Raw genomic sequence first — 12,039 nt, forward strand, 5'->3', positions numbered from 1 at the left:
GGCGGCAGACGAAACAGGTACGCGCCTATTTTGCCTGACTTTCATCTTCCGAACACCCATTGGATCGCGCGGTCTACTTCGCGTCGGGCCGCACGATTTGGTTTGCCTCACCCGTAAATCCCGCCAACTTAACGCTTAATCGACATGGTCAAACGTATACTGCTCTTCAGTATCCTGATGCTTTCCTGCGCGAGCCTTGCTCTGGCGCAGAAGACCGTCAGCGGTACGGTAACGGACGCCGAAAGCGGTCTCCCCCTGCCGGGCGTCAACATTGCCATCAAAGGAACCCTGACCGGCACTACCACCGGCATCGACGGAGAATACAGCATCCAGGCCAACGAGGGGGATGTGCTCGTATTTTCCTTCGTCGGTTATCAGACCCAGGAAGTCCCCGTCGGCACGTCGAACGTCATCAACGTGGCGATGAAAGTCGACCAGGTCTTGCTCGACGAGGTGGTCGTGGTGGGATATGGGACGCAGCGCCGGGCCAACATCACCGGTTCGGCCGAGCGCGTGATCGCCGATGAGGCGAACGTCGGGCTCATCAACTCTCCGGAGCAACTCTTCCAGGGGCGCGTGGCCGGGGTGAACGTGATCCAGAACGGCGGGGAGCCGGGTGCGCCGGTGACGGTCCGCATCCGCGGCGGCACCTCGATCAGCGCCTCGAACGAGCCGCTCTACGTCATCGACGGCGTGCCGATCGACAACAGCAACAGCTCGCCGCAGCTGATCGGCGAAGGCGGCAACACCCCCTCCTCCGGGCGCAAGAACCCGCTCGTCTTCCTGAACCCGAACGACATCGAGTCCGTGGACATCCTCAAGGACGCCTCGGCGGCGGCCATCTACGGAAGCCGCGGCGCCAACGGGGTCATCCTCATCACCACGAAGAAAGGACGCGCCGGGCAGATCCAGGTCGATTATGACGGCTACGTCTCTACGTCGACCTTCGCCAAAAAGCTGGACCTGCTGACCGCCGACGAGTACCGCGCAGCCGTCCGCCGGTTCGGGCTTCCGGAGAACAACCTCGGCAACGCCAACACCGACTGGCAGGATGCCGTGACGCGGGACGCCGTCTCGCAGCAGCACAACCTGTCCTTTGGAGGCGGCACCACGGCCACGCAGTACCGGGCCTCGGTCAGTTACCTCAACAACGAAGGCATCATCATCGACTCCGGGCTTGAGCGCGTCTCGGGTCGCATCAACGTCAACCACAAAGCCTTCGACGATCGGCTCCGGCTCGATACGCGCCTGACGGGGTCGTTCTTCAACGACAACCGCGCGCCGTTCAACCAGACCGGCGGCTTTGAAGGCGGCTTGCTGACCAACGTCATGAAGTATAACCCGACGTTGCCCGTCCATGCCGACCGCAACGGCGACGGCGTCGTCGGCAGCGACGAGTTCTTCGAGATCCCCGGCCAGACGTCGGTTAGAAACCCGGTGGCCATGGCCAGGCAGATCGCGGACATCACCAAGACGACCCGCGTGCTCGGAAGCTTCAAGGCGGACTATGACTTCACCTTCCTCACGCAGGGCCTGACCGGCACGGTGAACCTCGGCCTCGACCGGCAGCAGGCCAGCCGGCGCTACTTCATCCCGGGCGCCAACCCGCTCCGTTCATCGGTCAACGGGGAAGCGATCCAGTCCAACGCCGAGTTCAGCTCGGAACTCGTCGAGGTCTACGGCACCTATGCCCGCGTCTTCGAGGAGCAACACAACGTGAGCCTCGTGGGCGGCTACTCGTTCCAGGAGTTCACGCAGGAGGGCTTCCGCGCCGCCGCCCAGGGTTTCGTCACGGACCTGTTCGAGTACAACAACCTCGCCGCCGGCAGCTCGAACACGTTCCGACAGGAATCCTTCAAGCAGAAGAGCCGCCTGATCTCGTTCTTCAGCCGCTTGAACTACGACTACAAGGGCCGGTACATCCTCTCCGCCTCCCTTCGCCGCGACGGTTCCTCGCGCTTCGGTAAGGACGAGAAGTGGGGCATCTTCCCGGCGGTCACGGTGGGCTGGCGGCTCTCGGACGAGCGTTTCCTCAAAAGTATCGAGGCCATCAGCGACCTCAAGCTCCGCTTCGGATGGGGCGTCACGGGCAACCAGGAGATCGGCAACCTGCGTTCACTGCCCATCTTCGGCTCTGCCGGGAACGCGGTCATCGGCGAGAGTGAAGTCTCCGGCGTGGCTCCGACGAACTTCCCCAACCCGAACCTGAAGTGGGAGGAAACGACCCAGTTCAACGTCGGTCTCGACTACGACCTGTGGGGGAGCCGCGTCTACGGCTCGGTGGAGTTTTACAGCAAAACCACCGACGACCTGTTGCTCGAGTTCGAAGTGCCGCAGCCGGCCGCCGTGCCGACGCGTCTGGCCAATGCCGGCAAGATGAAAAACACCGGCATCGACTTCTCGCTCAACGGCGTCGTGCTCGACCGGGGCGACCTGTTCCTCGAACTCGGCGCAACGTTCAACGCCAACAGCAACGAGATCCAGAACCTCGGCGGGCGGACGCAGATCTTCACCGGACGCGCCAGCGGCGCGGGTCTGTCGCAGATCAACACACAGATCCTCACGCCCGGCGAACCCTTCGGGACGTTCTTCGGCCCGAAGTTTCTCGGCTTCTGCGGCGTGGATGTGGATCAGAACTCTGCCGAGTGCGCCGGCCTCGAGCAGGGCTCCCAGGCCTTCGAGCTCGACGCGCAGGGCAACCGCAAGCTCCAGATCATCGGCAACGCCCAGCCGGACTTCACCTACGGTCTGTCGGCGAATCTGACGTACAAGAGCTGGGACTTCAGCTTCTTCCTCCGGGGCGAGCAGGGACGTGAGGTGTTCAACAACACCGCGCTCGAATACTCTTCGAAGAACCTGCTCAACACGAACGTCAACTTCCTCCGGTCCGCGCTCAACGATCCGACACCGCTTGCCGAAGCGCCGGTCTGGTCCTCGCGCTGGGTGCAGGATGCCTCGTTCCTGCGCATGGAGAATATCACGCTCGGCTACACGTTCAAGAACGTCAAGACGCTCAGCTCCGCCGTGGGCATGATCCGCCGGGCGCGCATCTACGTGGCGGCGAACAACCTGTTCGTCCTGACGCCTTACGACGGCTTCGACCCGGAAGCGAACACGGAGGCTTCGGCCAGCGTGGGCAACATCCCGATCACCAGCCTCGGCATTGACTACACGAACTACCCGCGTCCGCGCACCTTCACGGCGGGCATCAGCATCGGGTTCTAGTGGTCATCCCCTGACCTCCGGGTGCTTGATAGAAGCCCTGTCCCGTATTTCAACTTTTACACCAGACCCTTAATCCCATGAATGCCTTCCTAACGCGCAAGACCTGGACGGTCGTCCTGCTGGCGGCGGCTTTCCTCGCTCCGGCGGCCGTGACGCTCCAGGGCTGCACCAATCTGGACGAGGAGACCTTCGGCGTCATCACGCCCGACCAGTTCTTCAAGACCGACGCCGAGATCGTCGCGGCCCTCGCGCCGGTCTATGCCCAGCTTCGGGCCATGATGTGGAATTACCACAACATCAGTGAAGTGACCTCCGATGAAGCCATCATCCCCGTGCGCGGCACGGACTGGGACGACGGCGGCCACTGGCGACAGCTGCACCAGCATAACTGGGACGCCCTGACGGTGGACTGGAACGGCGCCTGGGTCGATGCCTACACGGGCGTCGCCCGCGCCAACGTGGTGCTCGAAAACCTGGCCAACGCCGACGTGGACCAGAGCACGAAGGACGCCGTCAGCGCAGAGCTGCGCTACCTCCGCGCCTTCTACTATTACCAGTTGATGGACCTTTTCGGAGGCGTGCCCATCGTCGAGGAGGCCGCCGTCGACCCGGACAATCCGCCCTCGCGCGCCAGCCGCGCCGAAGTGTTCTCCTTCATCGAGAGCGAGCTCAACGCGATCCGCAGCGCCTTGCCCGACAGATGGGATGACGCCAACCTGGGCCGCGCCACGAAGTGGGCCGCCGACGCCCTCCTGGCGAAAATCTACCTCAACGCCCGCGAGTTCACCGGCACGATCTCCACGTCCGGCATCCAGCGCGGATCCGATCGCTGGCAGGACGCCATCGCCGCCGCCGACCGGGTGATCAACTCCGGGCAGTTCAGCCTCGCCGGCGACTACTTCGACAACTTCCGCGTCGATAACCACAACTCGCCGGAGATCATCTTCCAGGTCGGGCACCTCGGCAAGCCGGGCCTCGGGCTGAACTTCATCATGCGGACGCTCCACTACAACCAGATCCCGCAGACGCCGTGGAACGGCTTCTCGACGCTCGCCGAACGCTTCGAGTCCTTCGAAGACACCGACCGCCGCAAGAACATGTTCCTCGTCGGACAGATGTTCTCCAGCCCCAACGAGGGATGCATCGGCGCGGAGTGCTTCTCCTCGGGTGACCCGCTCCAGGACCGCGTCGGCAACCCGCTCGTGTTCACCGAAGAGTTCCTCGACCCCAACGGAAACCCCGTCACCGGCACCCCCGTCGGCGTCAATGAGACCTCGGGCGTGCGCATCCTCAAGTGGGAGATCGACCCGGCTCGTACGGGCGGCGACAACGGCAACAACTACGCCTTCTTCCGCCTGGCGGAGATGTACCTGATCAAGGCCGAAGCGCTCATCCGCCAGGGCAACGTGCAGGGCGGCATGGACCTGCTCAACCTCGTGCGCGCCCGGAGCTTCGACCCGGATGAACCGCTCACGGCGAACAGCCAGCAAGAGGCTCTCGACCACGTGCTGGCCGAACGCGGACGCGAACTGTTCTGGGAGGCCACCCGCCGCCAGGACCTCATCCGCTTCGATCAGTTCACCCGCGCCTGGGAATTCAAACCCCAGAGCGAAGGCTTCCGCGTCGTCGGGCCGGTCCCGCAGGTCCAGATCGACGCCAACCCGAACCTGACCCAAAACCCCGGTTACTAAACCGGACCGAACGTTGCCCTTCGGGTAACGGCTACCTCGAAACAACCCCGCTCGCCCCACGTGGACGGGCGGGGTTCGTTTTTTGAGCCCCTTCGCCTCACTCGCCTTTCCGCAACGTGTAGGGGCGATCGGCCGGTCGCCCCTGCCGGGCGATCGCCCTTGACACAAGCCCGCATCGCGCGTCCCCCGACGCCGGGAACCGGGCGCATCCTCAACCATAGTGACCTCTTCCCCCACCCCCTGACCCGCCCGATACGCCCGATGCCACGCCGCGCCCTTTCGCTTCTCCTCCCCCTGATCGGCCTTCTCTTCCCGGCCGGATGCGCGCAGGAAAAGCCGCCCCGGGAAGCGATCCACGTCGCGGGCGACAAGCTGTTCACCCTCCTCCCGGCGACATACACCGGCATCGACTTCGTCAACCGGCTCACCGACACCGACGCGTTCAACGTCTTCACCTATCGCAATTATTATGACGGCGGCGGCGTCGGGCTGGCCGATTTCAACGACGACGGACTCCTCGACGTCTTCTTCACCGCCAACCAGCTCGAAAACCGCCTCTACCTCAACCGGGGCGACTTCGTGTTCGAAGACGTGACGGACCGCGCCGGCGTCGGCGGCTCGCACCGATGGGCCACCGGCGTGAGCATCGCCGACGTGGACGGGGACGGGGACCTCGACCTCTACGTGTGCAATTCGGGCGACGTCCCCGGCGACGACCGCGCCAACGAGCTCTTCATCAACCGGGGCGTGGACGACGACGGCGTGCCCCGCTTCGACGAACGCGCCGCCGCCTTCGGTCTCGACGACCGGGGCTACGGCACGCACGCCGCTTTCTTCGACTATGACCGCGACGGCGACCTCGACCTCTATCTCATGAACAACTCGTCGCGTCCGATCTCGAGCTTCAAGGTGCAAAACGTCCGCCACGTCCGCCACGCGCTCGGCGGCGACCGCCTCTTTCGTAACGACGACGGCCATTTCACCGACGTGAGCGAAGCCGCCGGCATCTACGGCAGCGAGATCGGCTTCGGCCTCGGCGTCACCGTCGGCGACGTGAACCGCGACGGCTGGCCCGACCTCTACCTCTCGAACGACTTCTTCGAGCGCGATTACCTCTACCTCAACAACCACGACGGCACGTTCCGCGAAGCCGTCAAAGAGGCCATGCCCCACATCAGCCAGTCGTCGATGGGCGCGGACATGGCCGACCTCAACAACGACGGCTACCCCGAGATCTACGTCACCGACATGCTGCCCGAGAGCGACCTCCGCCTCAAAACGACCTCGACGTTCGATTCGTGGGAAGCCTATGAAGGCGGCCTGCGCAATGATTTTTACCATCAGATCATGCGCAACATGCTCCACCGGAACAACGCCGACGGCGCCTTCAGCGAGATCGGCCTGATCGCCGGCGTCGCCGCGACGGACTGGAGCTGGAGCGCCCTCCTCGCCGACTTCGACCTCGACGGATACAAGGACATCTTCGTCGCCAACGGCGTCTACAAGGACCTCACCGACCAGGACTTCATCCAATCGTTCGGGAGCGACGCGAGCATCCGCGAGTTCGTGGCCGAGGAAGGGCTGAACTATCCGAAGCTCCTCTCGCGCATCGCCTCGACGCGGCTGCCGAACTACCTCTTCGCCAACAACGGCGACTTCACGTTCACCAACCGCGCCGCCGAATGGGGCCTCGACGCCCCGAGCTGGTCGAACGGCTCGGCCTACGGCGACCTCGACAACGACGGCGACCTCGACCTCGTGGTCAACAACCTCAACCACGAGGCGTTCGTCTATCGGAACGAAACCGACACGCTCCGCACCCGCCACTACCTTCAGGTCGCGCTCGAAGGCGAGGGGGCCAACACCCGGGGCGTCGGCGCGAAGGTGATGCTCTTTCGCGACGGGCAAACGCTGTACCTCGAACAGATGCCCATACGCGGCTTTCAATCGACCGTGGACGCGGTGCTCACCTTCGGTCTCGGCTCGTCCGTGCGCGTCGACTCGCTCCTCGTCGTGTGGCCGGACGACCGCTTCGAGATGCGCGCGGACGTCGCCGCCGACCAACGCCTGACGCTCCGACAGGCCGATGCGCGGGGCACGTACGTCTACCGCTCACCGCCCCCGGCCGACCTCCACTTCGAGGACGTCACCGACGACGTCGGCCCCGACTTCGTCCATCGCGAGAACCCTTTCGTCGACTTCAAGCGGGAACCGCTCCTGCCGAAGATGCTCTCGACCGAAGGCCCGGCCCTCGCCGCCGCCGACGTGAACGGCGACGGGCGCACGGACCTCTTCTTCGGCGGAGCGAAGGCGTCGCCGGGCGCGCTCTTCCTTCAGACGACGGACGGCGCGTTCACGCGGGCCGACACGGACGTCTTCGACGCCGACGCCATCGCCGAGGACGTGAGCGCCGCCTTCTTCGACGCCGACGGCGACGGGGACAAGGACCTCTACGTGGTCAGCGGCGGGAGCGAATACGGGCAGATGGCTCCGGGCCTCGTGGACCGTCTCTACCTCAACGACGGACGCGGCGGCTTCGAGAAAACGGTGCGTCGCCTGCCGGGGATGTACGAGAGCGGCTCGGTGGTCGCCCCCGCCGACTTCGACGGCGACGGCGACACGGACCTCTTCGTCGGCGCGCGCTCCGTGCCGTGGCGATACGGCGAGACGCCCGAAAGCGTCCTCCTCGAAAACGACGGACGCGGCTTCTTCACGAAGGTCCCCGACGAGCGCGCGCCCGGCCTTGCCCGCGTGGGCCTCGTCACCGACGCCGTATGGACCGACCTCGACGGCGACGGACGCGCGGACCTCGTGACGGCGGGCGAGTGGATGCCGGTCACCGTCTTCCGAAACGCGGGCGGCGGCAGGCTCGAACGACGCACCGACGACGGCCTCGACCGAAGCCACGGCCTGTGGAACCGCCTCCTCCCCGCCGACCTCGACGGCGACGGCGACCTCGACCTCGTGGCGGGCAACCTCGGCTTGAACGCCAGGCTCCGCGCCACCCCCTCGGAACCGCTCACGATGGTCGTCCACGACTTCGACCGGAACGGGTGGGTGGAGCAGATCCTCTCGGTGTACAAAGACGGCAAAAGCCTCCCGATGGCGCTCCGGAAGGACCTCGTCGGGCAGCTTCGCTTCCTCGGGGAACGGTTTCCCACCCACGCGTCGTACGCGGGAAAATCCGTCGAGGAGCTTTTCACGCCGGCGGAGCTCGAAGGCGCGCTCGTGAAAAAGGCGTACGAGCTTCGAACGGCGGTCTTCGAGAACCTCGGCGACGGGACGTTCGCCTTCCACGCGCTCCCGTTCGAAGCGCAGCTCTCGCCCATGTACGGCCTCCTCGCCGACGACTTCGACGGCGACGGGCGCACGGACCTCCTCCTCGCCGGTAACTTTTTCGGCTTCAAACCCGAACTCGGGCGCATGGACGCGAGCTACGGCGTTTTCCTTCGCGGCGACGGCGCGCTCGGCTTCACGACCGTCCTGCCGAAAGACAGCGGCTTCTTCGTTCCCGGACAGACGCGGCGCATGGCCCTCGTCGCCACACCCGGGCGACGGCTCGTCGTCGTCGCGCGGAACGATGCGGCCGCGCGCACCTTCGTCGTGCGATGAGCATGCAGAGATCATTCAGAGCGCCCCCTCGCCGTTTTCTCCGCACCCTTCCTCAAAACAACCTTCTTCCTCCGGGTCGTGCCCTCGTCTTCGACCCTCCCGCTTACGAGCGCCTTTTCAACCTATCGCCGACCCTTTCATGACCGCCTCCCGCCCCTTCGTCCGTCTTCGCACCTTCGCCCTCGCGTGGCTCGTCGTGAGCGTCCTGCCGGGCGGCTGCGCCGACCCTTCCGCCCCGACCGCGCCGCCGCTCTTCACCTCCGTGCCGCCCGAGGTCTCGCACGTCGCCTTCTCCAATGACCTGCCGGTGGACTCGACCTTCAACCTCATCGACTACCTGTACTTCTACGACGGCGGCGGCGTGGCGGTGGGCGACGTCAACGGGGACGGGCTCGTCGATCTCTTCTTCACGGCCAACCGCCTCCCGAACCGCCTCTATCTCAACCGGGGCGGCCTCGTCTTCGAAGACGTGACCGAGCGGGCCGGCGTCGGCGGAAAGGCCGACTGGACGAAAGGCGCGACCATGGCCGACGTCGACGGCGACGGACGGCTCGACATCTACGTCTCGAACGTGTCCCACGGCCCCATGAAGGGCAAAAATGCCCTGTTCGTCAACAACGGCGACGGCACGTTCACCGACCGCGCCGCCGACTTCGGGCTCGACCTCGAAGGCCTCTCCACGCAGGCCGTCTTTTTCGACTATGACGGCGACGGCGACCTCGACGTGTACCTCGTCCGACACTCCGTCCACGACATCGGCAAGATCGGCGGCGTCGAGTTTCGAGAAAACCGGAACCCCGAAGCGGGCGACCTCCTCCTCCGCAACGAGAACGGCCGTTTCATCGACATCAGCGCGGCGGCGGGCATCTACGGCAGCTTCCTCGGCTACGGCCTCGCCGCCGTCGCTTCCGACCTCAACCTCGACGGCTGCCCCGACCTCTACGTCTCGAACGACTTCCACGAGAACGACTACCTCTATTTCAACCATTGCGACGGGACCTTCACCGAGTCGGTCTATTCGGCCATGGGCCACACGAGCCTTTCCTCGATGGGCAACGACGCGGCGGACGTGAACAACGACGGGCGGCCCGACGTGGTGGTGACCGACATGCTCCCCGCCCGTCCGGACATCCTCAAGACCGTCGTCGGCCCGGAGGGCTACGACGTCTATCGCATCAAACGCAACCGGGGCTATCACCCTCAGTTCACCCGAAACACGCTTCAGATCAACATGGGGCGCGGGCGCTTCATCGACCTCGGCTTCTATGCCGGCATCGCCGCGACGGACTGGAGCTGGGCCGCCCTCCTCGCCGACCTCGACAACGACGGATGGAAGGACCTCTTCGTCACGAACGGCATCTTCCATCGTCCGAACGACCGGGACTACCTCCGCTTCGTCGTGCAACCCCGCGTGCAGGCCGTCCTCCGCGACACCCTCACGCGCCCCGTCCTCGAAGCCTTGCTCGAACACATGCCCTCCGTCCCGCTCCCGAACTATGCGTTCCAAAACAACGGCGACCTCACGTTCACGAACCGCGCCGCCGAATGGGGCCTCGGCGAACCCGGCTTCTCGAACGGCGCGGCCTATGCCGACCTCGACAACGACGGCGACCTCGACCTCGTGGTCAACAACGTCAACGCGACGGCGTCGATCTATGAGAACCACGCGAGCGAGCAACCGGACCGCCATTACCTCACGGTGGCGCTCGAAGGCGAGGGGGGCAACACGATGGGCATCGGCGCGAAGGTGATCGTCCGGCACGGCGGCCTGCGGCAGATGCTCGAACAGTCGCCCACGCGCGGGTGGGTCTCGTCGGTCGATCCGCGCCTCCACTTCGGCCTCGGCGCGAGCGCCCTGGTGGACACGCTGACGGTGATCTGGCCCGATCGCCGCTTTCAGGTGCTCACGGACGTCGCCGCGGACCGCGTGCTCACGCTCCGGCAGGCCGAGGCGGGCGGCGTCTACGTCTATCCCCCGCCGACCCCCGCCCACCCGCTCTTCGAGGACGTGACCGACGCCGTGGACCTCCCCTACCGCCACCGCGAGAACCCGTTCATCGACTTCACGCGCGAGCCGCTCATGCCGCACCTCCTCTCGACGGAAGGCCCGGCCCTCGCCGTGGGCGACGTCGACGGGGACGGCCTCGAGGACCTCTTCGCCGGAGGGGCGAAGTGGCAGCCCGCACGCCTTCTCAAGCAGACGCCCTCCGGCGACTTCCGCCCCGCCGACGAGGCGCTGTGGCAGGCCGACAGCCTCTTCGAGGACGTCGCCGCCGCCTTCTTCGACGCCGACGGGGACGCCGACCTCGACCTGTACGTGGTGAGCGCGGGCAATGAGTTCTGGGGCCGAAACAACGCCCTCCGCGACCGTCTGTACGTGAACGACGGCGCGGGCCGCTTCACGCGCGACGAGGCGGCCCTCCCGGAGCTTTACGCGCAGGGGTCCGTCGTCGCACCCGCCGACTTCGACGGGGACGGCGACCTCGACCTCTTCGTCGGCAGCCGGGTGCAGACGCGCACCTACGGCGCGACGCCGCCGAGCTTCCTCCTCGAAAACGACGGCGCGGGCCGCTTCACCGACGTGACGGCCTCGAAAGCCGAAGCCCTCGCCGGGGCGGGCATGGTCACCGCCGCCGCGTGGACCGACTACGACGGCGACGGCGACGAGGACCTCGTGGTGGTGGGCGAATGGATGCCCGTGCGCCTTTTTGAGAACGAGGACGGCCGCTTCGTCGAGCGCACCGGGGCGGCGGGCTTCACGGGCACGAACGGATGGTGGAGCGCCGTACACGCCGCCGACCTCGACGGCGACGGCGACGAGGACCTCGTGCTCGGCAACCTCGGGCACAACACATACCTCCGCGCCACCGCCGAGCAGCCCGTCCGCCTCTACCTCAAAGACTTCGACGCCAACGGCACGGTCGATCAGATCCTCACCCTGTACAAAGACGGCGTCGAGTCGCTCTTCGCCGACCGCGACGAGTTGATCCGGCAGATGCCGCGCCTCGCCGAGCGCTTCCCGACGTACGCCGCCTTCGGAGCCGCCCGCTTCCACGACGTTTTCTCCGACGACGACCTCCGGGACGCCGAGGTGCGGGTGGCGTACACGTTCACGACGACGTATGCCGAGAACAACGGCGACGGCACGTACACCACGCGCGCGCTCCCGGTGCAGGCGCAGTTCGCCCCCGTCCGCGCCGTCCTCTCCGGCGACTTCGACGGGGACGGGCATGCGGACGTGATCCTCGCGGGCAACTTCGGCGGCACGCCCACCCGGCGCGGGCGCGAGGACGCGAGCTACGGATGGTTCCTCCATGGCGACGGACGGGGCGGCTTCACGGTCGTCGAGCCCGCGACGAGCAACCTGTGGCTCACGGGCGAGGTGCGCGCCCTCCGCCGTCTCCGCCGCGCCGACGGCAGCCGCCTCCTCGTGGCCGCCCGTAACGACGACCGCCTCCAACTCGTCCAGTGGCACGCCCCGGACGCCGCGCTCACCCGGCGCGAATAAGCT

The 12,039-nt window shown here is 66.1% G+C and carries 4 protein-coding genes; all 4 read left to right on the top strand.

All coding sequences use genetic code 11. The annotated features are described in order from the left end of the window. The first annotated feature begins 144 nt into the window (after positions 1-144). The 4 genes from AC1HIY_RS07145 to AC1HIY_RS07160 all read left to right on the top strand — a co-directional run bounded on the left by AC1HIY_RS07145 (position 145) and on the right by AC1HIY_RS07160 (position 12,036). On the top strand, positions 145-3,225 hold the full coding sequence (locus AC1HIY_RS07145) for a SusC/RagA family TonB-linked outer membrane protein (RefSeq protein WP_479576032.1): 3,081 nt from the start codon (positions 145-147) through the stop codon (positions 3,223-3,225). A gap of 77 nt (positions 3,226-3,302) precedes the next feature. Next, on the top strand, positions 3,303-4,916 hold the full coding sequence (locus AC1HIY_RS07150; protein WP_479576033.1) for a RagB/SusD family nutrient uptake outer membrane protein: 1,614 nt from the start codon (positions 3,303-3,305) through the stop codon (positions 4,914-4,916). 261 nt (positions 4,917-5,177) lie between these two features. Then, complete coding sequence (locus tag AC1HIY_RS07155) at positions 5,178-8,528, top strand: VCBS repeat-containing protein (RefSeq protein WP_479576034.1); 3,351 nt, start codon at positions 5,178-5,180, stop codon at positions 8,526-8,528. Between the two features lie 139 nt (positions 8,529-8,667). Then, positions 8,668-12,036, top strand: coding sequence for a CRTAC1 family protein (locus tag AC1HIY_RS07160; protein WP_479576035.1), 3,369 nt, complete (start codon positions 8,668-8,670; stop codon positions 12,034-12,036). Positions 12,037-12,039: the final 3 nt, after the last annotated feature.

The organism is Rhodocaloribacter sp., assembly GCF_056451265.1.